22 protein-coding genes, 1 tRNA gene and 1 pseudogene are annotated in these 22669 nt (G+C 71.3%); 11 read left to right on the forward strand and 13 right to left on the reverse strand.

Going from position 1 to position 22669, the window contains the following annotated elements; genetic code table 11:
• Positions 1-50 precede the first annotated feature (50 nt).
• The 4 genes from OG912_RS14475 to OG912_RS14490 form a co-directional block, all read right to left on the reverse strand.
• Positions 51-1424 (reverse strand): M1 family metallopeptidase, encoded by a 1374-nt coding sequence (locus OG912_RS14475; protein ID WP_327713436.1) that lies wholly within the window; start codon positions 1422-1424, stop codon positions 51-53.
• 174 nt (positions 1425-1598) lie between these two features.
• Positions 1599-2729 (reverse strand): YncE family protein, encoded by a 1131-nt coding sequence (locus tag OG912_RS14480; protein WP_327709688.1) that lies wholly within the window; start codon positions 2727-2729, stop codon positions 1599-1601.
• Positions 2726-3367 carry an ankyrin repeat domain-containing protein gene (locus OG912_RS14485; protein WP_327709689.1) on the reverse strand — a complete coding sequence of 214 codons (642 nt, stop codon included), beginning with the start codon at positions 3365-3367 and terminating at the stop codon, positions 2726-2728. Before OG912_RS14485 ends, OG912_RS14480 begins: the two co-directional genes overlap by 4 nt.
• A gap of 32 nt (positions 3368-3399) precedes the next feature.
• A complete protein-coding gene (locus OG912_RS14490) occupies positions 3400-3957 on the reverse strand; it encodes a GlcG/HbpS family heme-binding protein (protein ID WP_327709690.1) in 558 nt (185 codons plus the stop codon).
• Between the two features lie 201 nt (positions 3958-4158).
• On the opposite strand from OG912_RS14490, the gene OG912_RS14495 reads away from it, so the two are divergent.
• From OG912_RS14495 to OG912_RS14505, 3 genes are all read left to right on the forward strand, one after another.
• A complete protein-coding gene (locus tag OG912_RS14495; RefSeq protein ID WP_443061091.1) occupies positions 4159-5445 on the forward strand; it encodes a sensor histidine kinase in 1287 nt (428 codons plus the stop codon).
• Positions 5442-6080 carry a response regulator transcription factor gene (locus OG912_RS14500; RefSeq protein ID WP_327709693.1) on the forward strand — a complete coding sequence of 213 codons (639 nt, stop codon included), beginning with the start codon at positions 5442-5444 and terminating at the stop codon, positions 6078-6080. Before OG912_RS14495 ends, OG912_RS14500 begins: the two co-directional genes overlap by 4 nt.
• Positions 6081-6142: 62 nt before the next feature.
• Positions 6143-6640, forward strand: a complete 498-nt coding sequence (locus OG912_RS14505; RefSeq protein WP_327709694.1) for a hypothetical protein — start codon at positions 6143-6145, stop codon at positions 6638-6640.
• Between the two features lie 27 nt (positions 6641-6667).
• Here the strand turns inward: OG912_RS14505 and OG912_RS14510 are convergent, their stop codons facing one another.
• A complete protein-coding gene (locus tag OG912_RS14510) occupies positions 6668-7369 on the reverse strand; it encodes a pentapeptide repeat-containing protein (protein WP_327709695.1) in 702 nt (233 codons plus the stop codon).
• 139 nt (positions 7370-7508) lie between these two features.
• On the opposite strand from OG912_RS14510, the gene OG912_RS14515 reads away from it, so the two are divergent.
• Positions 7509-8510, forward strand: a complete 1002-nt coding sequence (locus OG912_RS14515) for a zinc-binding dehydrogenase (protein ID WP_327709696.1) — start codon at positions 7509-7511, stop codon at positions 8508-8510.
• Positions 8511-8557: 47 nt separating this feature from the next.
• Here OG912_RS14515 and OG912_RS14520 read toward each other — a convergent pair whose 3' ends face one another.
• Both OG912_RS14520 and OG912_RS14525 read right to left on the reverse strand, forming a co-directional pair.
• A complete protein-coding gene (locus tag OG912_RS14520) occupies positions 8558-9031 on the reverse strand; it encodes a GNAT family N-acetyltransferase (protein ID WP_327709697.1) in 474 nt (157 codons plus the stop codon).
• A gap of 31 nt (positions 9032-9062) precedes the next feature.
• Positions 9063-9983, reverse strand: a complete 921-nt coding sequence (locus OG912_RS14525; RefSeq protein ID WP_327709698.1) for an aminoglycoside phosphotransferase family protein — start codon at positions 9981-9983, stop codon at positions 9063-9065.
• Between the two features lie 33 nt (positions 9984-10016).
• Here OG912_RS14525 and OG912_RS14530 point away from each other — a divergent pair, with 33 nt between their 5' ends.
• The 3 genes from OG912_RS14530 (at position 10017) to OG912_RS14540 (ending at position 12998) form a co-directional block, all read left to right on the forward strand.
• Positions 10017-10691 carry a rhomboid-like protein gene (locus OG912_RS14530; RefSeq protein WP_327713437.1) on the forward strand — a complete coding sequence of 225 codons (675 nt, stop codon included), beginning with the start codon at positions 10017-10019 and terminating at the stop codon, positions 10689-10691.
• Between the two features lie 55 nt (positions 10692-10746).
• Complete coding sequence (locus OG912_RS14535) at positions 10747-12147, forward strand: NAD(P)/FAD-dependent oxidoreductase (RefSeq protein WP_327709699.1); 1401 nt, start codon at positions 10747-10749, stop codon at positions 12145-12147.
• A 257-nt stretch (positions 12148-12404) separates the two neighbouring features.
• Positions 12405-12998 (forward strand): isochorismatase family protein, encoded by a 594-nt coding sequence (locus tag OG912_RS14540; protein ID WP_327709700.1) that lies wholly within the window; start codon positions 12405-12407, stop codon positions 12996-12998.
• A gap of 6 nt (positions 12999-13004) precedes the next feature.
• Here OG912_RS14540 and OG912_RS14545 read toward each other — a convergent pair whose 3' ends face one another.
• From OG912_RS14545 to OG912_RS14555, 3 genes and pseudogenes are all read right to left on the reverse strand, one after another.
• Complete coding sequence (locus tag OG912_RS14545; RefSeq protein ID WP_327713657.1) at positions 13005-13148, reverse strand: hypothetical protein; 144 nt, start codon at positions 13146-13148, stop codon at positions 13005-13007.
• 287 nt (positions 13149-13435) lie between these two features.
• Positions 13436-13507, reverse strand: a pseudogene (locus OG912_RS14550) (helix-turn-helix domain-containing protein); the annotation flags it as partial.
• 140 nt (positions 13508-13647) lie between these two features.
• A tRNA-Thr gene (locus OG912_RS14555) sits at positions 13648-13721 on the reverse strand.
• Between the two features lie 161 nt (positions 13722-13882).
• Here OG912_RS14555 and OG912_RS14560 point away from each other — a divergent pair.
• From OG912_RS14560 to OG912_RS14575, 4 genes are all read left to right on the forward strand, one after another.
• On the forward strand, positions 13883-15196 hold the full coding sequence (locus OG912_RS14560; RefSeq protein ID WP_327709701.1) for an RNA-guided endonuclease InsQ/TnpB family protein: 1314 nt from the start codon (positions 13883-13885) through the stop codon (positions 15194-15196).
• A 468-nt stretch (positions 15197-15664) separates the two neighbouring features.
• A complete protein-coding gene (locus OG912_RS14565; protein WP_327709702.1) occupies positions 15665-16801 on the forward strand; it encodes an ABC transporter ATP-binding protein in 1137 nt (378 codons plus the stop codon).
• 207 nt (positions 16802-17008) lie between these two features.
• A complete protein-coding gene (locus tag OG912_RS14570) occupies positions 17009-17422 on the forward strand; it encodes a hypothetical protein (protein WP_326737749.1) in 414 nt (137 codons plus the stop codon).
• 34 nt (positions 17423-17456) lie between these two features.
• Complete coding sequence (locus tag OG912_RS14575; RefSeq protein WP_327709703.1) at positions 17457-18167, forward strand: nucleotidyltransferase family protein; 711 nt, start codon at positions 17457-17459, stop codon at positions 18165-18167.
• A gap of 102 nt (positions 18168-18269) precedes the next feature.
• On the opposite strand, the gene OG912_RS14580 is transcribed toward OG912_RS14575, so the two are convergent.
• The 3 genes from OG912_RS14580 to cysS form a co-directional block, all read right to left on the reverse strand.
• A complete protein-coding gene (locus tag OG912_RS14580) occupies positions 18270-19955 on the reverse strand; it encodes a DoxX family membrane protein (protein WP_327709704.1) in 1686 nt (561 codons plus the stop codon).
• 198 nt (positions 19956-20153) lie between these two features.
• Positions 20154-21110 carry a 23S rRNA (guanosine(2251)-2'-O)-methyltransferase RlmB gene (gene rlmB, locus OG912_RS14585; RefSeq protein ID WP_326737746.1) on the reverse strand — a complete coding sequence of 319 codons (957 nt, stop codon included), beginning with the start codon at positions 21108-21110 and terminating at the stop codon, positions 20154-20156.
• An 82-nt stretch (positions 21111-21192) separates the two neighbouring features.
• Positions 21193-22596: a cysteine--tRNA ligase gene (gene cysS, locus OG912_RS14590; protein WP_326737745.1), complete on the reverse strand. Its 1404-nt coding sequence runs from the start codon at positions 22594-22596 to the stop codon at positions 21193-21195.
• Between the last annotated feature and the right edge of the window lie 73 nt (positions 22597-22669).

Consider the following 22669-nt stretch of genomic DNA (forward strand, 5'->3'; position numbering starts at 1 on the left):
GAGCCGGTCAGCCGTCCGCGGCGAGCCGGCTCCTGTGCCCCGGGAGCCGGTCAGCCGTCCGCGGCGGGCCGGCTCCTGCCGTACAGCCAGTCCTGCCACAGGTCCGACAGATCCTGCCCGGTCGCCTTCTCCACGTACGCGTTGAAGTCCTTCGTCGAGGCGTTGCCGTGCCGGTGCGCCTTCGTCCAGCCGGCGAGCAGCGCGAAGAACTCCTCGTCGTCGTCGACCGCCTCACGGATCTTGTGGATCACCATGGCCCCGCGCCCGTACACCGGCTGCTCCGAGATGTCCGCGGCACTCGGCGGATCGGCGGGCGGAAAAGCCCAGTTGGCATCGTCGTCATAGGCCTCGTCGAACGACTCCTGGGCCGGGGTGTCCTCCTTCTCCTCCTCCCACAGCCACTCCGCGTACGTCGCCAGGCCCTCGTTGAGCCACATGTCGCGCCAGGACTCGGGCGTGACGGAGTCACCGAACCACTGGTGCGCCATCTCGTGGACGAGCAGCCCGATGCTCGGCGGGCCGGGGAAGAACGGCCGGTTCTGCGTCTCCAGCGCGTAGCCGGAGTCCCCCTTGCGGTCGACGATCGCGCCCGTCGAGGAGAACGGGTACGGGCCGAAGTGCTCCGCCTCCCACGCCACCACCTCGGGGACCCGGGCCAGCGTCGCCGCACTCGCACCGGCCGACTCCGGGTCCACCGCGGTGAACACCGTGATGCCTCCCGGCATCGTCGACGTCTTCGTCGTGAAGCGGCCGACGGCCAGGGTCGCCAGGTAGCTCGCCATCGGTTCGGCGGTGCGCCAGCGGTACGTGGTGCGGTCGCCCTTCGTCGTCGGCGGACCGGCCGGCACCCCGTTGGAGACCGCCGTCAGCCCCTTGGGAACGGTGACCGTCAGGTCGTACGAGGCCTTGTCGCTCGGGTGGTGATTGCCCGGGAACCAGGCCATCGAGCCCGTCGGCTCCCCGAGGGCGAGCGCGCCGTCGTCGGTCGGCAGCCAGCCCTCCTCGGAGTCGTCCGCGTCGGTGATGGTCTGCGGGGAACCGGAGTAGTGGACGACGGCACGGAACGTCTCGCCCTTGTGGAGCCGGTCCTCGACCGTCGCGTCCGTACGCAGCGTCAGCTCGTTGCCCGCCCGGTTGACGGCGGCCGGACGCCCCTCCACCGTCGCCGAGTCCACGGTCAGACCGGCGAGGTCGAGGTTGAACGAGCTCAGGTCCTGGGTGGCCCGCGCGGTGATCTCGGCGGTCCCGCGCAGCGTCTGCCCGTCCGGGTCGACGTCGAGCGTGAGGTCGTAGTGCGTGACGTCGTAGCCGCCGTTGCCGAGCTTGGGGAAGTACGGGTCGCGCAGACCGGAGGCGCCGGGCTTGCCCTCCACCCCGCCCGTACCGGCTGAGCAGGCCGAGGCGAGGACGGCGAGGGTGAGCAGCAGGGCGGCTGCCCCGGCCGCCCTGCGGGGTGTGCGCGCCGTGCCGCTTGCCGTGCTGTGTGCCGTGCCGCTTGCCCGGGGTCGGTGATCCACACCGGTGATCCTATGTGCGGAATGTCAGGGTACGGGGGCTGCCCGGCCCGCCCCGGCCCGCTCCCGTACCCCTCGCAGCCGTCAGAGCACCGCGATGCCCAGGGGCCGCTCACCCGCCGCCAGCCGGACCGGGGCCGTTCCCCCGGCAAGGTCCACGACCGTGATGCCGTTCCAGTAACCGTCCCGGGTGAAGCCGCCGGTGACGTACGCCGTGCGGCCGTCCCCGGACACCGCCACATCCTCGTGCGGGCCGTCCAGTTCCACCACGCGCTCGGTGCCGTCCGGCTTGCGGACGGTCAGCGACGCGTCCTCGTCGTCGGAGGCGATCGGGCCGGTGCCGACGACGAGCAGGGTGCCGTCGGGGGTCATCGCCGCGCCGTGCTGGTGGGTGTCGGCCGTCATCCGCTCAACGGCCACCTTGCCGGTACGCGGATCGAGCACCGCCAGCCGCTCGCCCTCGAACGGCAGCAGCAGCTTTCCGTCCCCGGGCCGGACGACCGCGTAATGCGGCTTCAGCCAGGAGCCGAGACCGCCCTCGGTGCCGTACGGAGCCACCTCCATGCGCCGGGTGCGGAGCGTGTCCGTACGGACGGACGTCACGTCGAAGGAGTCATGGCCGGTGGCGTACACCTCGTCACCTCCGGGCGAGACGTCCACGTCGAAGGGGCGGCGGCCGACCGGAGCGGTGCCGGTGACCTCGCGGGTCCCGGTGTCGATCACCTCCAGGACCCCTTCGGCATCCGGGACGTTGACGCCGACATAGACGTGCCGGCCGTCGGGGGCCAGCGCGATCCCCATGCCGCCGCCGCGGTACTCGCCGGTGATGACGGGGCCGGTCTCCGTCTCGTACGGAATACGGGCCTGCCGGGTGCGGGACTTCGTGTCGACGACCGCGACGCCCTCGGCGGTGGCCACCCAGGCCCGGCCGTCGGCTCCGACGACCAGACCGTAGGGGGCGGTGCCGACCTCGACCCGGTCGAACGCACCGCGCTCCGGATCGACGAACGTCACCGTGTCACCGCCGAAGTCCGCGACGAGCAGCGTGCCGTCGGGGGTGTTCCCGGCCGGGGCCGACGCCGAAGGGGTGCCCTGCACGGCCGGGGTCTTCGCGGCCGGGGTGCCCGTGGCGTCCGTGGACTCCGTGGCATCCGTGGCACAGCCGGCAAGCGCGGCTGCGGCGACCAGCAGAAGCACCGCCCGCCGGGCGTTCACCGGGTGTCCCCGGTGGCCCCGGCGTCCCTGGTGTCCCTGGTGTCCCCGGTGGCCCGCAACAGCCCCGCGATCTCCGCGAAGCCGCGGCGTTCCGCGTGCGCCAAGGCCGTCACACCGTCGCCGTCCGGCAGACCGGGCGTCGCCCCGGCGGCCAGCAGCAGTTCGACGATCTCCTGGTGCGCCCGGCCGCCGTCGCCGAGGATCACCGCCTCCAGCAGGGCCGTCCAGCCCAGCCGGTTGACGTGGTCGACGTCGATGTCGGTGACCCGGAGCAGTTCCCGTACGTACGCGACGTGGCCCCGCTCGCTCGCCGGGATCAGCGCGATGCCGCCGAAACGGTTGCGGAGCTTCAGGTCCGGCCCGGCGGGCAGCAGGACGTGGAGCATCTCGACGCTGCCCGTGACACCCGTGGCCAGCCAGGGGCTCTCCTCGCGGCTGTCCTGCGCGTCCGGGTCGGCGCCCGCCTCGACGAGCAGCCGCGCGACCTCCGCATGGCCGCCGTGGACGGCCAGGAGCAGCGGGGTGCGCAGCTCCTGGTCACGGGCGTCCACCCGGGCGCCGCCCGCGACCGCGGACCGCACGGAATCGGTGTCGCCGGTGCGTGCGGCGTCGAGCAGCTGCTGATCGAGGGCGTTCATGTCCGTCTCCCGTGGGTGGTTACGACTGTCGGCTACTTCGCGAGGGCGGCGACGCCGGCCTGGGCGAACTTCTCGTCGAGGTCGCCGCTGGGCGCGCCGGCCACGCCGATACCCGCCACCGGAGCGCCCTTGACCTGTACCGGGGCGCCGCCCGCGAGGAACAGGGTGCCAGGGATGTCCTTCAGGTTCGGGGCCTGGGCGAGGCGCTTGGCCAGCTCGGAGGTGGGGGCGTTCCAGGACACGGCGGTGTACGCCTTCTTCTCGGCCGACTCGTACGCCTGGGGGCCCGCACCGTCGCCGCGCAGGGTCACGATGGTGTTGCCGTTGCGGTCGACGACGGAGACGGCGACGCGCTGGTTCTCCTTCTCGGCCGCGTCGAGGGCGGCCTGCGCGGCCTTCGACGCGGCGTCCACGGTCAGGTGCGTGGACTGCTGGAGGTTCCGGTTCGCGGTGTCGGCCTTGACGGTGGTGGCGGGCGCGGCGGCCGGGGTGGAGGCGTTCGCGGACATGGCGCCGAAGGTGCCGGCCCCGAGAGCGGCGGCGGCGACGGCACCGGTCAGGACACGGGTGCGCAGCGAGATCTTCTTCATGGTGGGCTCCTCAGCGGGGTGGTGCGTGGCTTCTTCGTTCTGTCTTCCATCCTTGGGCCGGTTCCGGGGCCGAACGGTCGTCGTACCGGCTCGACGCCGCGCGCGGAACGGCTGACGGCTCCATCGGCCGATCGGTTGATGCGGGGACGCCCGTTCGGGGTGACGATGAAGGTCCGCGCAGGTCAGGAGCAGGGGTACGAGGTGGAGCAGGGGTACGAGGTGAAGCGGCGGGGCTCGTCGCCGCGCGGCACCGGGCAGGTCGGCGACCCCGGCACCCGCGCGCTGGCGCTGCTCATGCACGCCGCGTTCTTCCTGCTGCTCGGCGCCTCGCTGACCCGGTTCCTGCTGCGGCACCCGGGCGAGACGCGCACCCCGTGGATCATCGGCCTGTCCGTCGCCCTGGCCGTCCTCTACGTGCTCGGCCCGGTCCTCGGCTCCCGGCCGACACCGCGCAGCCTGCTCTGGCTCGGGGCGCTGGTCGCCGTGTGGATGGTGCTCGTCGTCCTCGCGCCGAGCTTCGCCTGGTGCGCGGTGCCGCTCTTCTACACCGGGCTACGCATCCTGCCGCCGCGTGCCGCGCTCGCACTGGTCGCGCTGCTGACGCTGTTCGTCGTCGCCGCGCAACTGCGGCTGGCCGACGGCTTCGACCCGAACCTGGTCCTCGCCCCGCCCGCCGTCGCCGCCGTCGCCACCGCCGTCTTCGTCCACATGCAGCGCCAGGCCGCCACGCAGGCGGAGCTCATCGACGACCTGCTCCGCACCCGCCGCGAGCTGGCCGCCACCGAACGGCGCGAAGGCACCCTCGCCGAACGCCAGCGGCTCTCCATGGAGATCCACGACACCCTGGCCCAGGGCCTGTCCAGCCAGCAGATGCTGCTCCAGGCCGCCGACCGCACCTGGGACGCCGACCCGGCGACGGCCCGCCGCCATGTCCGTACCGCCACCGGCATCGCGGAACGCAACCTCGCCGAGGCCCGCCGCTTCGTCCACGACCTGGCCCCCGCCGACCTCGCCGAGGGCGGCGGTCTGGAGGCGGCGCTGCACGCCCTCGCCACCCGCGAGACCGCACAGGCCGAGGGCCGGCTCACCGTCCGCTGCCATGTCGAGGGCACACCGCACACCGCCCTGCCCGACCGGGTGCAGTCCGCGCTGCTGCGGATCGCCCAGGGCGCCCTCGCCAACGTCACCGAGCACGCGGGCGCCACCGAGGCCGCCCTCACCCTCACCCACCTCGACGACCGGACCGTCCTCGACATCGCCGACAACGGCCACGGCTTCACCCCCGCCACCGGCACCGGACCGCCGGACGGGGTCCGCGGACACGGACTGCCCGCGATGCGCGCCCGGCTCCGGCAGCTCGGCGGGACCCTGACCATCGAGTCCGCACCCGGCGAGGGCACCGTGGTGACCGCCGCCGTGCCCCTCACCGACCCGGCCGGCCACCCCGGCACACCCCCCGGCCCCCTCACCCCACAGGACCCCGCATGACCGCCGCGCACCCGACCGTCCGCATCCTGCTCTGCGACGACCACGCGGTCGTACGCGCCGGACTCCTCGCCCTCCTCGGCAGCGAACCCGACATCGAGGTCGTCGGCGAGGCAGGCAGCGGCGAGGAAGCCGTCGCCCTCGCCGCCAGGCTCACCCCCGACGTCGTCCTGATGGACCTCCAGCTGGGCGCGGGCATCGACGGCGTGGAGGCGACCCGCCGCATCGTGGCCGGCACCGACGGCGCCCACGTCCTCGTCCTCACCACGTACGACACCGACGCCGACATCACCCGCGCCATCGAAGCGGGCGCCACCGGCTACCTGCTGAAGGCCGAACGCCCCGAGGAACTCTTCACCGCGATCCGCTCCGCCGCCGAGGGCCGCACCACCCTGTCCCCGCCCGTCGCCAGCCGCGTCATGGCCCGCATGCGCACCCCGCAGCCCACCCTCACCGACCGCGAACGCGACATCCTGGGCCAGCTCTCCCAGGGCCTGGGCAACCGCGACATCGCCCGCGCCCTGTTCATCAGCGAAGCCACCGTCAAGACCCACCTGGGCCGCATCTACGACAAACTCGGCGTCGACACCCGCGCCGGCGCGGTCGCCGTGGCCAAGGAACAGCGGCTGCTGCCCTGAGCGGTCCCGCCCCCGCCTCCACTGATGCGGGACCGACACGCCGGGCATGACACCATCGAAGCGTGCTCGACATCGGCTACTCCCTCTCCCGACGCTTCCCCGATCCCCCGCAGACCGACTACCGCCGAGCGGACGTCCACGCCCTGCGCCACGATCTGTTCTCCGGGGACGTCTACCTCGCGGACACCAAGGAGGACCGCGAAGTATCCACAGCCTGGGGATGGGTACCGGTACTCGACTTCGCCTGGGCGCTCTGCGACATCGTCGAACAGATCGACCAGGACCCCCGCGGCAACCGCTCGCACCGCCGCCAGTTCGCCGAACTCGACTTCACCGAGTCCTCCGACCGCATGCTCTTCGAGCGCCGCTTCGGCTGGGTCGACGTCGAGGCCGACTGGATGCCCGCCGAGGAAGCACCGCTCACCTTCAGCCACTCCCTGCTGCGCCGCGAGGCCCGCGACTTCCTGCACGACCTGATCGCCGACCTCGCCGACATGCACGAAGGCCTCGCCGACAACCCCACGATCTGGGACCTCCAGGCCCGCTTCCCCCGCCTCTGACCCGGAGCCTTCGGCCCAGCCGCCCCGTCACGCCTCGACCCGCACCCCGATCTGCGCCGCGAACGCCGGAGCCAGCTCCATCAGCTGCGACGGGCTGATCACCGCACCGGCCAGCCGCTCCACGCCCCGCGCGATGTCCAGCTCCGCGACCGTCCGCAGATCCACCGACTCCATCCGCACCGCACTGAAATCGGCCCGCTTCAGCACACAGTCCCGGAACTCCACCCGGGTCAGCTGCGCACCCCCGAAATCCGGCTCCGACAGCACGCACCCCTCGAACACCACGTCCTTCAGCCGGGCCTTCCGCAGATTCAGGTAATCGATCTTCCCGCCCTTGATCAGGACCCGCTCCAGCACCGCCCCGTGCATCTGCACCCCGCCCAGACGCGCGTCCACGATCTCCACATCCCGCAGCGACACCCCCGCGAGATCGGTGCCCACGCCCCGCACCCCCGTCAGCACCGAATCGATGAACCGGGCCCTCACCAGCTCCGTACGGTCCAGGGCGCAGCCGTCGAGAGCGCAGTCCATGAACCGCGCACCCGGACCGGACTCGTCCGCCAGGTCCACCGAGTCGAATCGCACACTGTCGTAATCCCCGTCCGGCTCCAGCCCGCCGCCCTCGTACGCCACCAGCGACGGCAGCCGCACCTGAGGCCGCCGCGCCCCGGCGACACCGCCTTTGCCGGCCCTGCCCGTACCGCCACCACTACCGCTGCTGCGCACCATGCCCCCATCGTGACGCACCCCACTGACAACGCCCCGCCGCCAGGCACCCCGGCCCGTCCACCACCACCCCCCTTGACCTCAAGCGCACTTGAGGAAGAAGAGTGACGGGGTCACCGAGACCCACCCCGGGGAGCCCGCCATGCACGCCGTCCGCCTCCATACCTTCGGCCCCGCCGAGAACCTCACCTACGAACACACCGACGACCCCGTACCCGGCCCCGGCCAGGTCCGCATCGCCGTACGCGCCGCCGGCGTCCACCTCCTGGACACCGCCCTGCGCGAAGGCATGACCGGTCCGTACCCCGCCCCCACCCCGCTGCCGACCATCCCCGGCCGCGAGATCGCCGGCACCGTCGAATCACTCGGCGAGGGCACCGACCCCACCTGGCTCGGCCGCCACGTCGTCGCCCACATCGGCTACGCCCCCGGCGGCTACGCCGAACTCACCGTCACCGAGGCCGACAAGCTCCACCCCGTACCCGAAGGACTCGACGACGCCGAAGCCGTCGCCATGATCGGCACCGGCCGCACCACCCTCGGCATCCTCGGATTCACCCCGCTCGGCCCGGACTCCGTCGTCCTCGTCACCGCGGCCGCCGGCGGCATCGGCACGCTGCTCGTGCAGTACGCCAAGAACGCCGGAGCCACCGTCATCGGCCTCGCCGGCGGCCCCGCCAAAGTCGCCCTCGTCCGGGCCAACGGCGCCGACCTCGCCGTCGACTACACCCTCCCCGACTGGCCGCGCCACGTCCGCATCCACCTCGACAGCATCGGCCGACGCGCCACCGTCGTCTACGACTCCGTCGGCTCCACCACCGCCCGCGCCGCCGTCGACCTCCTCGGCAAGGGCGGGCAGCACGTCGTCTACGGCTGGTCCGGCAGCGGACTCCACGACGGCGGCCCGCTCACCTTCACCGCCGACGAACTCGCCGCACGCGCCATCACGTCCGAAAGCGTCCTCGGCCCTGCCATGATCCAGCGGGGCGGCAGCCTGCGCGCCCTCGAAACCCGCGCCCTCGCCGAGGCCGCGGCCGGACGACTGCGCCCCGCCGTCCAGCGCTACCCGCTCGCCGAAGCGGCCGCCGCCCACCGCGCCCTGGAAACCCGCGGCACCACCGGCAAGGTGGTCCTCATCCCCTGACCACCGAAGGTCCCCCTGACCACCGAAGGCCCCCTGACCGCCGAGGATCAGCCCCCGAGCTCCGCCAACGCCCCGTCCGTCAGCCGGTACACCGTCCACTCCTCCTGCGGCCGCGCACCCAGCGCCTCGTAGAACGCGATGGACGGGGCGTTCCAGTTCAGCACCGACCACTCCAGGCGCTCGTAACCCCGCTCCACACAGATCCGAGCCAGCTCCGTCAGCAGCGCCTTCCCGTGCCCGCCGCCGCGCCGCTCGGGACGCACGTACAGATCCTCCAGATAGATGCCGTGCACCCCGCGCCACGTAGAGAAGTTCAGGAACCACAAAGCGAAACCGACCACCTCACCGTCCTCGTCCGACACGGCGATGTGCGCGTACGCGGCAGGACGCTCACCGAACAGCGCCTCGTGCAACTGCTCCTCGGTGGCCCGCGCCTCGTGCAGCGCCTTCTCGTAATCGGCCAGCTCACGGACCATCGCGTGGATAGCGGGAACGTCGGCAGCGGTAGCGGTACGAATCATGAGGGCAGCGTAAACAGCACCCGCCCGCCCCCTACCCCCGCCCCAGCAACCGCCGCGCGACCTCGGCCTGCTCCGGCACCAGCCGCCGCTCACCGCTCTCCGCACCCCAGCACGCGTTCTGCAACACCCGCCCCAGCGTCCACGCCCGCGCACGCGCCCGGTCCAGCCCCAGCACCTCCGTCAACAGATCGAACCGCCAGCCCACCTCCGCCGCATCGAACCGGTCGACCAGCGCCGGAAACAGCTCGAACCCCGCATCACCCACCAACGGCTTCGGATCGATCGCCACCCAACGGCCGCTCCGCCCACCGCCCCCGCCCAGCCCCGCCAGCACGTTCCCGAAATGCAGATCCCAGTGCAGCAACCGGTCCCCCGGCTCCCCCGCGACCTCCCGCACCGCCGCCGCACAGTCCCCCACCAGCCGCCGCTCCCCCTCGTCCACCAGCAGCCCCGCCACCGCCGGCGCCGCCCCCACCAACCGCGCCGCCACGTCCCCCAGCCCCCGCAGCCCCGCGCCCGCCGGAACCCGCACCGCCGTCAGCCCCGCCAGCAGCTCCGCGACCACCCGCACCGCCTCCCGCGCATCCGCCACCCCCGACAGCGCACGAGCCCCGTCCAACCGCTCCAGCAACATCGTCCCCGTCGCCGCATCGTGCTCCAGCAGCCCCACCGCACCCGCCGACGCCTCACCCCACAACCGCAGCGCGACCGGCTCCCCCACCGTCTCCTCGTCCACCGGCTGCAACTTCAACGCCGCCCGGCGCCCGTCCGCCACCCGCACCACCGGAAGGACCAGCGCGCACACCCCGTACAACGAACCACCGTCCGGCCGCAGCCCCCACCGCTCCAGGAAATCCGCCGCCATCCCCGGCAGCGCGGCGACGAACGCCCGCCCCGCCTCACCGTTGTACGTGGACTGTGTGGCGATCAGCGCATCCGGAATGTCAATCACGCCGCCGATCCTAGGAGCGTGCGTCAATCGGCTATGACCCCGAGCCACCCCGCCCCGCCCACACGGCCCCGCCGCGCACCCGCCCTGTGGATCCGCGGCGCAGGCTCATGGATCCGCAGCGCCCCCGGCACCTACATCTGGCTGACCGCCCTCTTCGCCACCACGGTCATCGTCCACCAGATGTCACCCGCCTTCGAGGAGGACTTCCTCCGCCAGCGATCCACCAACATCCACGAACTCTCCCAGAACCCCGTCCGCGTCCTCATCAGCAGCGCCTTCTGGATCGACAGCGGCCGATGGCTCCCCTACGCCGTCCTCTACACCGTCTTCCACGCCCCCGCCGAACGCCGCCTCGGCACCCTGCGCTGGCTCACCGTCGCCGCCACCGCGCACGTCCTCGCCACCCTCGTCAGCGAAGGCGTCCTCGCCTGGGCCATCCGGCACGGGCACGCCCCCGAGTCCGCCGTCAACACCCTCGACGTCGGCGTCAGTTACGCACTCGCCGGAGTCGTCGCCGTCCTCACGTACTACGTCGTGCGCCCCTGGCGGTACGTCTACCTCTTCGCCGTCCTCGTCATCTACGGCGTCCCCCTCCTCACCGGCGCCACCTTCACCGACGTCGGCCACTTCACCGCCGCCCTCATCGGCCTCGCCTGCTACCCGCTGACCCGCACCCGCCACGAGACGAAACCCACCCCCGCCCAGTAACGTCCCGCCACAACAGCCACACCGTCACACCGTCACCCGGACAAGCAGGGACCACATGAACACCGTCAACGGCGGCATATCCTTCTGGTACGCGGACCAGGGCACCCCCACCCCCCGCGAACCCCTGCCCGGCGACAGCACCGCCGACGTCTGCATCGTCGGCGGCGGCTACACCGGCCTCTGGACGGCGTACTACCTCAAGAAGGCCGTCCCCTTCCTCAACATCACCGTCCTGGAAGCCAAGTTCTGCGGCTACGGCGCCTCCGGACGCAACGGCGGCTGGCTCTACAACGGCATCGCCGGCCGCGACCGCTACGCGAAACTGCACGGCCACGACGCCGCGGTCCGCCTCCAGCAGGCCATGAACGACACCGTCACCGAAGTGATCAACGTCGCCGCCGAAGAGAAGATCGACGCCGACATCCACCGCGGCGGAGTCCTCGAAGTCGCGTACACCCCCGCCCAGCTCGCCCGCCTCAAGGACTTCCACTCCGTCGAGATCGCCTTCGGCGAGAGGGACCGCACCCTGCACGGCGCCCGCGAAACCGCCGAACGCGTCCGCGTCACCGGCGCCGTCGGCTCCACCTGGACCCCCCACGGCGCCCGCCTCCACCCCGCCAAACTCGTCAAGGGCCTCGCCGACACCGTCGAAGCGCTCGGCGTCACGATCCACGAGTCGACGCCCGTCACCGAGATCAAGCCCAAACACGCCATCACCCCGTACGGCACCGTCCGCGCCCCCTACGTCCTGCGCTGCACCGAGGGCTTCACCGCCGGCCTCAAGGGCCAGAAGCGCACCTGGCTCCCGATGAACTCCTCGATGATCGTCACCGATCCCCTCCCCGCCTCCGTCTGGGACACCATCGGCTGGAACGGCCGCGAAACCCTCGGCGACATGGCCCACGCCTACCTGTACGCGCAGCGCACCGCCGACGACCGCATCGCCCTCGGCGGCAGAGGCGTCCCCTACCGCTACGGCTCAGCCGCCGCCAACGTCAACGGAACAGCCCGCACCCAGCCCGCCACCATCGAGGCCCTGCGCGAACTCCTGATCCGCCTCTTCCCCACCACCGCCGGCACCCGCATCGCCCAGGCCTGGTCCGGCGTCCTCGGCGTCCCCCGCGACTGGTGCGCCACCGTCACCCTCGACCGCTCCACCGGCCTCGGCTGGGCCGGCGGCTACGTCGGCTCCGGCGTCGCCACCACCAACCTCGCCGCCCGCACCCTGCGCGACCTCATCCAGCAGGACTCCGGCCAGTCCGGCCCCACCGAACTCACCGCCCTCCCCTGGGTCAACCACCGCGTCCGCCGCTGGGAACCCGAACCCTTCCGCTGGCTCGGCGTCCACGGCATGTACGCCGCCTACCGCGCAGCCGACCGCCGCGAACTCACCTCGCCACGCCCCGGCACGGACCCGATCGCGAAGTTCGCGGACCGGTTGTCGGGGCGGCACTGACCGCCCGCCACCGGGCCGCGCGAATGAATGTCGAGGTCCGTGCGGGTGAGTGAGCACTGCCGGGCACCCGGCAGGGACAGGACGGCCGGTACAACGCGGGGGTGATCAAGACGCGCCGGCGGGACCTGCGAGGACGGCATCGCCTCCCGCACCCCGCCCGGCAGTCGATCCCCGTCCCGGAGTGCCGGCGCCCGACGGCCCGGCACTCCGGAACGGACGCCGTTCCTGTCCGTCCGTACCGCTGAAGGGTGTTCGTGATGAGCCGAGGTCTGATCGTCGTGGATGTGCAGAACGACTTCTGTGAGGGAGGCAGCGTCCCCGTCGCGGGCGGCGCACAGATCGCCACCGCGATCGCGGATCTGGTGGAGCGGACCGCGGGTGGCGACTACCAGCACATCGTCGCGACCCGGGACCACCACGTCGACCCCGGAAGCCACTTCTCCGAGAACCCCGACTTCAAGAACAGCTTCCCCGTCCACTGCGTGGCAGGAAACGAGGGCGGCGAGTTCCACCCGCACTTCGCCCCCACCGCCACCGGCGGCAAGGTGGACGCCGTCTTCTTCAAGGGCGCCCACAGCGCCTCCAAGAGCGGCTTCGAGGGCGCCGACGACCAGGGCACACCCCTGGCGGACTGGCTGCGCGCCCGCGGGGTGGAGGACGTCGACGTGGTGGGCATCGCCACGGACCACTGCGTGCGCGCGACCGCGCTGGACGCCGTCAAGGCCGGGTTCCGCGCCCGTGTACTCCTGGACTACTCGGTCGGCGTCGCCCCTGACACCACGGCGTCGACCCTGAACGACTTCCAGGAGGCAGGCGTCGCCGTGTCCGGCGAGGTACCCGTACTGCGATAACGGCGCTCACCGCCGCCAGAGGGCGCCCGAGGGCGGTCCGCTCACAAGGTGCGCGTCACGGAGGTCGTCGCCCGCCTGTACGGCGATCTGTCGGCCGTAGGTGAGCGCCGCGTAGGCGAGGTCCCGGGAGCCCCAGACGTTCGCGGCCATCGCGGCGGTCTGGAAGACCTCGGCCAGAACACCGGCGGCTCGGTGTACCTACCCGCGCAGTAGGCGGCGTCGGCATCTCGGAGAACGGCCCGCAGCTCGTCGCCCGTCCCCGGTTCGGCCTCGGCCGGGATACCGAGGGCGGCGTCGTGGGTGGCTCCGGGCAGGAACCGCAGGGCCACTCGCTCGTCGCGGTCCATGGAGCGGCAAGGCGCCTGCTGTCCGAAGAGCACAGCGATGTCGGTGCCGAGGGCGGAAGCGATAGAGAGCAGTGAAGGAAGAGAGGTGGTGCCGCCGCGTTCCAGCTTCCTTACGACGCCGACCGACACCTCGGCGGCCTCAGCCAACTGCTCCTGCGTCATGCCGTTGCGGAGCGCCTTGAGTCTCTCGGCGGCGGTGTACTCCGACCATTGCCGAAGTTCGCGAACCGGCTGTCGGGGCGGGGGTGAGCGGGTTCGGGCACAAAAAATCCCAGGCCAGCAGGGAGCTGACCTGGGGTTTGAGCCGCCTGTCGGATTCGAACCGACGACCTATTGATTACAAATCAATTGCTCTAGCCAACTGAGCTAAGGCGGCATCGCGCGCCATTGAAGCAAGCACGCGCGCGAGTCCTCACTCTACACAGCGCCCCACCCGCCGATCCAGGAAGTTCCACCCAGCCCGTAACTGTCCGAGCACTCGTGCGTTAAAAACACCGACGTGCTGATCCGGATATCGGACAGTGTGGGGAGAGGGTCATGACACACGCCGCAGACCAGCCAACACGGGTGAGCGGCGACGAGGTCAAGCGCATCAAGCGCGAGGCTCTGGACATCGCCGACCGCAAGAAGCACCACGGTCGGGCGGCGACCGCCATGAAGAGCCGGACCAAGGAGCTCGGTACGCAGCAGCGGGTGTACCAGTACCGCGTCTATCCGACTCCGTCGCAGGCCGAGCAGTTGGAAAAGACCTTCGGGGCCTGCCGCTGGGTCTACAACGAGGGGCTGGCGCTCCGAGTGGGTGCCTGGGAGCGGCATCGGGTCTCGGTGGGGTTCGCTGAAACCTGCCGGGCGTTGACGGGGTGGCGGCAGGCTTCGGAGACGTCGTGGCTGCGCGAGGTGTCCTCGACGGTGTTGCAGCAGTCGTTGCGGCATCTGGACAGTGCGTTCACGCGGTTCTTCAAGCAGTCGGCGAAGTACCCGCAGCGGAAGAGGAAGCACCAGTCGCGGGATTCGGCGACGTACGTACGGACCGGTTTCCGTTGGGCGGAGGATCCGGATCGGCCCGGTACGGGGCTGGTGACCCTGGCGAAGCAGACAGTGCCGTTGGACGTCCGGTGGTCCCGGCCGTTGCCGGCCGGGGTGACGCCGGTGAAATTGTCGGTGACGCGGGACCGGGCGGGCCGGTATTTCGTGGCCTTGCTGGTCGAGGAGCGGATCAATCCCCTGCCCGCGGCCTTCGTGCCGGGCGGGCGCGCACCGAAAGCCGTGGGGATCGATCTGGGGCTGGCTGCGCTGGTGACTCTCGATGACGGCACGAAGGTGGATCACCCGCGACTGCTGAAGAAGTACGAAGGGGAGCCGGCTCGGCGGCAGCGGGGGCTGCATCGCAAGACGAAGGGATCCAAAAACAGGGAGAAGGCCCGAGCGCGCATCGCCCGGCTGTACGCGCTGATCAGCGACGTGCGCAGAGACATGCTGGACCAGCTGACCACCCGCCTCGTGCGCGAGAACCAAGTGCTCGTGGTGGAAGACCTGGCCATCATGAATCTGCTGCGTCCGGCGGTCGGAAAGGGGCGTCGGAGCAAGGCCCGGCTGAGCCGCTCGATCATCGATGCGGCCTGGGGCGAGCTGCTCCGGCAGCTGCGCTACAAGTGCGCCTGGTACGGGCGGACGCTGGTCATCGTGGACCGCTTCTTCCCGTCGACGCGTCGTTGTTCCGGCTGCCACGCCAAGGGGCCGTCGCTCGATGTGTCCGTACGGGAGTGGACATGCGCGGAGTGCGGTGCGGTGCACGACCGGGATGTGAACGCGGCACGGAACCTCCGGGATGAAGGCATGCGGCTGTACTGACTGGTGGCCTCCGCGCTCCCGCCGGGGCGGACACCGCCGTCAGTGATCAAGGCATCGGAGCCGGCGGACGTACTGCTGGCTGCATGAAGAAGTGAAGGACTGCGGTACGGACCGACGGGCCGTCGGCCGTCATGCCTGTGGAGCCCCTGTAAGACCGGTCGAGGATGCCCTTCAGGGGCCGTGTTCAGCCGGCAGGGGTGTTGAAGCAGGAAGTGCTGAAGGTAGCCACGACACCAAGAACTCGGTGCTCTGCCACCACACGCACGGGGTCAAAAGTGCGTCGCTCTGCCCCAGAGCCCAAGCGCTGTCCACGCTCCCGCCCAGCTGGGAGATATTCCTCCCCAGAGAACTACTGACAGATCCCAAATCGCCAGGTAGCGTCGCTGGAAGTTCACCCAGGTGGACCAGACCACTCCCTTTACAACGGATCGTCCGGCACGTTCCTGCCGGTTGAGGAGAAGATTCAGCATGGCCAGTGTCACGTTCGACAAGGCGTCCCGCGTCTACCCCGGCTCCACCAAGCCGGCCGTGGACCAGCTCGAGATCGACATCGCGGACGGTGAGTTCCTCGTCCTCGTCGGTCCCTCCGGTTGTGGCAAGTCGACCTCCCTGCGCATGCTCGCGGGTCTCGAGGACGTCAACGGCGGCGCCATCCGCATCGGTGACCGCGACGTCACGCACCTGCCGCCGAAGGACCGGGACATCGCCATGGTGTTCCAGAACTACGCGCTCTACCCGCACATGTCCGTCGCGGACAACATGGGCTTCGCGCTGAAGATCGCCGGTATCAACAAGACCGAGATCCGCGCGAAGGTCGAAGAGGCCGCCAAGATGCTGGACCTCACCGACTACCTGGACCGCAAGCCCAAGGCGCTCTCCGGTGGTCAGCGTCAGCGTGTGGCGATGGGCCGCGCGATCGTGCGTGAGCCGCAGGTCTTCCTCATGGACGAGCCGCTGTCGAACCTCGACGCCAAGCTCCGTGTCTCCACCCGTACGCAGATCGCCTCCCTCCAGCGCCGTCTGGGCATCACGACCGTGTACGTCACGCACGACCAGGTCGAGGCCCTCACCATGGGTGACCGTGTCGCGGTCCTCAAGGACGGTCTGCTTCAGCAGGTCGACTCGCCGCGCAACATGTACGACCGCCCGGCGAACCTCTTCGTGGCCGGCTTCATCGGCTCCCCGGCGATGAACCTGATCGAGGTCCCGATCACCGACGGTGGCGTGAAGTTCGGCAACAGCGTCGTCCCGGTCTCCCGCGAGGCGCTCACCGCCGCCGCGGACCGCGGTGACCGCACCGTCACGGTCGGCATCCGCCCCGAGCACTTCGACATCGTCGAGCACGGCGGCGCCGCGGCGACCGGCCTGTCCAAGGCGTCCTCCGACGCCCCGGCCGGCCTGGCCGTCTCGGTCAACGTCGTCGAGGAGCTCGGCGCCGACGGCTTCGTCTACGGCGCTGCCGAGGTCGGTGGCGAGCACAAGGACCTGGTCGTCCGCGTCGGCGGCCGTGCCGTCCCGGAGAAGGGCACCAAGCTCCACGTCGTGCCGCGCCCGGACGAGCTGCACGTCTTCGCGACGTCGACGGGTGAGCGTCTCACCGACTGATCCCGCACCCGCTGTACGGTGGCCCCGCACGTTCTCCGTGCGGGGCCACCGCGCGTTGGGGGGTTTGGGCCGGCCAGGTCAAATTCCCCGGCACAACGGTCATTTCACTCCGGGGCGTCAACACGGGATTCGAAAAGCACAGTCGAACCGTCCCCCGCGAGGGTGACGCAATGTCGTCAAATCAGCACTGACCGCTACGCTCGCTGCGTGACCCACTCCGCGCGCCGTATCGGCCGAACTCTCGCTTTCGTACTGCCTGTCGTCTTGGTCCTGTCCGGGACCCTCGCGGTCACCGCCGTGCCGTGGGCAGCCAGCAACTCCGACTCGACGATGCTCACCGCGTCGGCCCAGACCGTCTCCAAGCGCGCCAAGGCGCGTGCGCCGCAGGACATCCTGCGCGACAAGCTTCTGCTGGAGCTCCAGGAGAAGGACCCCGGTGTCGCGTTGACGGATCTCCAGCGTGCCGTGGAGGGGCGTCCCTCGCTCGCGCGGCACTGCATGTCGATCGCGAAGGCGCTGGGCAAGGCCGCGGTCGCGCAGTACGGTCCGACGCGCGCGCACCGCTTCTCGCGTCCGGTCTGTGACACGTCGTTCGCCTCGGGTGTCGCGCAGTTCAGCTGACCGCTCCCGGCGGGCACGGCATATCGTGCCTGGCATGCATACGTTTCCGACGCAGGCCGTGATCCTGGCGGGTGGCCAGGGGTCGCGGCTGCGCCCGTACACCGATGACCGCCCCAAGCCGATGGTCGAGATCCCGGGTACCGGGACGCCGATCATCGGCCATCAGCTTTCCTGGCTGGCCGCCGAGGGCGTGACCGATGCCGTGGTGTCGTGCGGGCATCTCGCCGAGGTGCTGCAGGAGTGGCTGGACGCGGCGGTGCTGCCGCTGCGGGTGACGACGGTGGTGGAGTCCGAGCCGCTGGGCCGCGGTGGCGGGCTGAAGCACGCGGCGGCCCGGCTGCCCGATCCGGAGCAGCCCTGGTACGCGACCAACGGCGATATCTGGACCCGTTTCTCGTTGCGTGAGATGGCGGCGTTCCATGCGGAGCGTGATGCGACCGCGACGCTGGCGCTGGCGCGGCCGCGCATTCCGTGGGGTGCGGTGGAGACGGACGCGTTCGGGCACATCACGGACTTCATCGAGTCTCCGCCGTCCCCGTATCTGATCAATGCGGGGGTGTACGTGTTCTCTCCCGCGTTCACGGGGATGCTGCCGGACCGGGGCGACCATGAGCGGACGACGTTCCCGAGGCTGGCGCGCGAGCGCAGTCTGGCCGGGTATCCGTTGCCGCACGGGGCGTACTGGCGGGCCATCGACACGGCGAAGGATCTGACGGAGGCGGCGAAGGAGCTGGACGGGCAGTAGGTTTCCTCCTCGCTCGTCGGCGTCACCACGCCACGCGGAAGGGGCGGGCATCGGATTCGTTTCCGGTGCCCGCCCCTTCCGCATGCCGTGGTGCGGTGGGTGTCAGCCGAGGAGGCCGCCGATGGGGTTGCGACCGCCGCCGCCGTCGCCGCCGTTGCCTCCGCCGGTGGTGGAGGTGCCGCCCGTGGATCCGGTGCCGGGGTCCGTGCCGCCGGTGGTGGAGCCGCCGGTGGGGCCGGAGGAGCTGGGGCCGGAGGAGCTGGAGGGGGGCGGTTGGGGGGTGGTCTGCTGCGGGGTGGTCCGGCCGGTGCCCTGGGTCTGGCTGGGCTGTCCGGCGCCTGCCGCCTGGCCGGACTCGCGGACGCTGTCCGCGGTGGGGGTGGAAGCCCGGTCGGAGGGGGTGCTGGGTGCGGTGCTGCGGGAGGGGGTGGGGCTCTGTCCGGTGGGCGTGTGGGAGGCCTTGCCGCTGCGGGACTTGTCGGGGAGCGGGGAGCCGGGGAGCTGGTTGGTCGGGACGCCGTTCGGGCCGGGGACGGTGACGACGCCGGAGGAGCGGACGGCGCCACCGAGCATGGAGCCGATGAGGAGGGTGAGGCCGACGACGACGGTGGCGACGGCGGCGCCGCGGCGCAGGACGCGGCGGCGGAGGTCCCAGATCTCGGAGCGGGGGCCGAGCTTGCGCCAGGCTTCGCCGGCGAGGCGTCCGTCGATGGAGTAGACGGGGGCGCCCGCGATGACGAGGGGGCTCCAGGCGGCGAGGTAGATGATGTCGGGCGCGTCGTAGGCGGCGACGGTGCGCCAGCTGACGGTGACCAGGAGGGCGGCGGACAGGAGGGCGCCGATGGAGGCGGCGACGCGCTGCCAGAGGCCGAGGACGGTGAGGACGCCGACGACGACCTGGAGGAAGGCGATGGTGAGTCCGGCGCCGACGGGGTGGGAGAGCGCGAAGTCGCGCAGCGGTTCGGCGAGTGCCCAGGGGTGGAGCGAGGTCAGCCACTTGACCATGGAGCCGCGGTCGCCGCCGTCGAAGTAGACGGGGTCGCAGAGTTTGCCCATGCCGGCGTAGATGGAGATGAAGCCGAGGAAGACGCGCATGGGGAGCAGGACGACGCCGAGGTTCATGCGGCGGCCGGGGTAGTACGCGTGCCGGACGTTGTCGGCGGCGGTGCGTCGGTCGCGGGTGTCCGTGACGTCGTCGGCGCCGTCGTCGTAGGCGTCCCGGTGGTATCCGTCCCGGTCGTGTCCGTCCCGGTCGTGTCCGTCCGTGTCGTACGGGCCGGGCTCGACGGGGTCGTAGGCGCCGACGGCCTGGCGCATGGGGGGCAGCAGCGGGCCGCCGGGGCGGCGGGGCCGGTGCGGCGCGGTGATGACGGGGTTGGGCTGGGTCTCTTCGAGGCGCGGGATGACCTGGGTGCCGGAGCCGCCGCGTCCGCTGTCGAACTCGTAGGCGGGGTACGGCTCGTAGGGGTCGTAGGCGGTGTCGGGCCGGCCCGCGGTGGAGTTCCGTACGGCCTGGAGGAGTCCGCTGGCACCGGGGTCGCCGGGGGCGGACCTGCCGCTCCACACGACGGGGGCGCGTCGGCCGCGTCCGGCTCCGGTGCCGCTCATGGCGGGGATCCTGGGCGCTCCGGCGGGGGCCACGCCGCGGAGCCGTGCGCGCTGGCCGGGGGCGAGCTGCACGCGGAAGCTGGCGTGGTTGACGATGACCTGCGCAGGGTCGCAGTCCACCTTGGTCATGCTCAGGGCGGGTTGTTCGTCGAACCGAGGCGTTCTGGTGTCCACACTCATCTAACCGAGTGATGTGTGTTTAGGACACTGCCTTGACGGTGTCGAAGTGTCCGAGGCCCGTCAACAGGTGGTGGCGGGGTGCGCCGGGGCGCGCGCGTGTGCGGATGCGCCCCCGGTGTCACCTCTGCGGCCCCGGTCGGCCGCCGCCCGTGCGGGTGGTCCTGCGGGACGGGCCGGGTGGCCCGTCCCGGCGGTGGATCAGGCGCGGCGGCGGGCGACCTCGTACATCACGATGCCGGCGGCGACGCCGGCGTTGAGGGATTCGGCGCCGCCCGGCATGGAGATGCGGACGCGGTAGTCGCAGGTCTCGCCGACGAGGCGGCCGAGGCCCTTGCCCTCGCTGCCGATGACGATGACGACGGGGCCGCCGAGGGCCTGGAGGTCCTCGACGGTGTGCTCGCCGTCGGCGGCCAGGCCGACGATGGCCAGGCCTTCCTTCTTGTACGCCTCCAGGGCCCGGGTCAGGTTGGTGACGCGGGAGACGGGGGTGCGGGCGGCGGTGCCGGCGGAGGACTTCCAGGCTCCGGCGGTCATGCCGGCGGCGCGGCGCTCGGGCACGACGACGCCGTGGCCGCCGAAGGCGGAGACGGAGCGGACGATGGCGCCGAGGTTGCGGGGGTCGGTGACGCCGTCGAGGGCGACGATGAGGGGGTCCTCGCCGTTGTCGTAGGCGGCGGCGGTGAGGTCCTGCGGGTCCGCGTACTGGTACGGCGGGACCTGGAGGACGAGGCCCTGGTGGTTCAGGCCATTCGTCATCCGGTCGAGCTCGGGGCGCGGGGCTTCCATCAGGTTGATGTTGCCGCGTGCGCCGGCGAGCTGGAGGGCCTCGCGGACGCGCTCGTCGTTGTCGATGTACTGCTGGACGTACAGCGTGGTGGCGGGCACGCCGTCGCGGAGGGCCTCGAAGACCGGGTTGCGGCCGACGACCATCTCGGAGGTGCCCTTGACGCCGCCGCGCCGGGGGGCGGGGCGGCGGTTGGCGGCCTGCTTGGCCTTGGCGGTCGCGATGCGGTTCTTCTTGTGCTTCTTGCGGTCCTCGGCGGGCGGCGTCGGTCCCCTGCCTTCGAGAGCACGGCGTCGGTTACCGCCGCTGCCGACCTGCATGCCCTTCTTGTTGGACGTGCGGCGGTTCCTGCGCTGGCTGTTCCCGGCCATGACCTACCTGTTTCGTTGCTTCAGACGTGCATGCGTATAAGTGAAAGTGTGCCGCCCGGCGGGCCGGGCGGCACATGGAGGACTACTGGCGCGGGCCGAGTGTCCACCGTGGTCCGGTCGGGCTGTCCTCGATGACGAGGCCGGACTGGTTGAGCTGGTCGCGGATGGCGTCGGCCGAGGCCCAGTCCTTGCGCTCGCGTGCCGACTGGCGCTGGTCGAGGACGAGGCGTACGAGGGTGTCGACGACGCCGTGGAGGTCGTCGCCGCGGTCGCTCTCGCCGGCCCAGTGGTCGTCGAGCGGGTCGAGTCCGAGGACACCGAGCATGGCACGGACCTCGGCGAGGCGTGCGACGGCGGCTTCCTTGTCGTCGGCGGCGAGGGCGGAGTTGCCCTGGCGGACCGTGGTGTGGACGATCGCGAGGGCCTGCGGGACGCCCAGGTCGTCGTCCATCGCCTCGGCGAAGGCGGGCGGCACCTCGGCGGCGGGGGCGACGGTCTCGCCGGCCTTCTCGGTGACGCGCTGGACGAAGCCTTCGATGCGGGCGAACGCGGACTCGGCTTCGCGCAGGGCCTCCTCGCTGTACTCGATCATCGACCGGTAGTGCGGGGTGCCGAGGTAGTAGCGCAGCACGATGGGGCGCCAGGCCTTGACCATCTCGCTGACGAGGACGGAGTTGCCGAGCGACTTCGACATCTTCTCGCCGGACATGGTGACCCAGCCGTTGTGCACCCAGTACTTCGCGAACTCGTCGCCGAAGGCCTTGGCCTGGGCGATCTCGTTCTCGTGGTGCGGGAAGATCAGGTCGATGCCGCCGCCGTGGATGTCGAAGGCGGTGCCGAGGTACTTGTGGGCCATGGCGGAGCATTCGAGGTGCCAGCCGGGGCGGCCGCGGCCCCAGGGGGTCTCCCAGCTGGGCTCGCCGGGCTTGGACGCCTTCCACATGGCGAAGTCGCGCTTGTCCCGCTTGCCGGTCTCGTTGTCGCCGGAGGGCTGGCGCAGGTCGTCGAGGTCCTGGTTGGAGAGCTCCAGGTAGCCGGGGAACGAGCGGACGTCGAAGTAGACGTTGCCGTCGGCCGCGTAGGCGTGGCCGCGCTCGATGAGGCCGCGCATCATCTCGATCATCTCGGTGATGTGGCCGGTGGCGCGGGGTTCGTAGGTGGGCGGCAGGCAGCCGAGCGCGGCGTAGCCGTCGTTGAACGCGCGCTCGTTCTCGTAGCCGATGGCCCACCACGGGCGGCCCTGTTCGGCCGACTTGTTGATGATCTTGTCGTCGATGTCGGTGACGTTCCGGACGAACGTCACGTCGTAGCCGCGGTAGGCGAACCAGCGGCGCATGATGTCGAAGTTCAGTCCGGACCTGATGTGCCCGATGTGCGGGGCGGCCTGGACAGTAGCGCCACAGAGGTAGATCGAGACGCAGCCCGCTGTGAGCGGGACGAAGTCACGGATCTGCCGGGCGCTGGTGTCGTACAGGCGAATAGTCACGCCTCAAGGGTAGTGGGCGCGCACCAGTGCCCAGCGACCCCTTGGGCGATTGCGTGGACAGTTGTTACGGCTC

The organism is Streptomyces sp. NBC_00464, assembly GCF_036013915.1.
Lineage (GTDB): Bacteria > Actinomycetota > Actinomycetes > Streptomycetales > Streptomycetaceae > Streptomyces.

What these genes read in the sequence shown, in the direction of transcription:
- OG912_RS14485 (WP_327709689.1), bottom strand. Translation starts at nt 3,367, where the DNA reads ATGAACGCCCTCGATCAGCAGCTGCTCGACGCCGCACGCACCGGCGAC.
- OG912_RS14490 (WP_327709690.1), bottom strand. Translation starts at nt 3,957, where the DNA reads ATGAAGAAGATCTCGCTGCGCACCCGTGTCCTGACCGGTGCCGTCGCC.
- OG912_RS14500 (WP_327709693.1), top strand. Translation starts at nt 5,442, where the DNA reads ATGACCGCCGCGCACCCGACCGTCCGCATCCTGCTCTGCGACGACCAC.
- OG912_RS14510 (WP_327709695.1), bottom strand. Translation starts at nt 7,369, where the DNA reads ATGGTGCGCAGCAGCGGTAGTGGTGGCGGTACGGGCAGGGCCGGCAAA.
- OG912_RS14515 (WP_327709696.1), top strand. Translation starts at nt 7,509, where the DNA reads ATGCACGCCGTCCGCCTCCATACCTTCGGCCCCGCCGAGAACCTCACC.
- OG912_RS14520 (WP_327709697.1), bottom strand. Translation starts at nt 9,031, where the DNA reads ATGATTCGTACCGCTACCGCTGCCGACGTTCCCGCTATCCACGCGATG.
- OG912_RS14530 (WP_327713437.1), top strand. Translation starts at nt 10,017, where the DNA reads ATGACCCCGAGCCACCCCGCCCCGCCCACACGGCCCCGCCGCGCACCC.
- OG912_RS14535 (WP_327709699.1), top strand. Translation starts at nt 10,747, where the DNA reads ATGAACACCGTCAACGGCGGCATATCCTTCTGGTACGCGGACCAGGGC.
- OG912_RS14540 (WP_327709700.1), top strand. Translation starts at nt 12,405, where the DNA reads ATGAGCCGAGGTCTGATCGTCGTGGATGTGCAGAACGACTTCTGTGAG.
- OG912_RS14545 (WP_327713657.1), bottom strand. Translation starts at nt 13,148, where the DNA reads ATGGCCGCGAACGTCTGGGGCTCCCGGGACCTCGCCTACGCGGCGCTC.
- OG912_RS14560 (WP_327709701.1), top strand. Translation starts at nt 13,883, where the DNA reads ATGACACACGCCGCAGACCAGCCAACACGGGTGAGCGGCGACGAGGTC.
- OG912_RS14565 (WP_327709702.1), top strand. Translation starts at nt 15,665, where the DNA reads ATGGCCAGTGTCACGTTCGACAAGGCGTCCCGCGTCTACCCCGGCTCC.
- OG912_RS14575 (WP_327709703.1), top strand. Translation starts at nt 17,457, where the DNA reads ATGCATACGTTTCCGACGCAGGCCGTGATCCTGGCGGGTGGCCAGGGG.
- OG912_RS14580 (WP_327709704.1), bottom strand. Translation starts at nt 19,955, where the DNA reads ATGAGTGTGGACACCAGAACGCCTCGGTTCGACGAACAACCCGCCCTG.
- rlmB (WP_326737746.1), bottom strand. Translation starts at nt 21,110, where the DNA reads ATGGCCGGGAACAGCCAGCGCAGGAACCGCCGCACGTCCAACAAGAAG.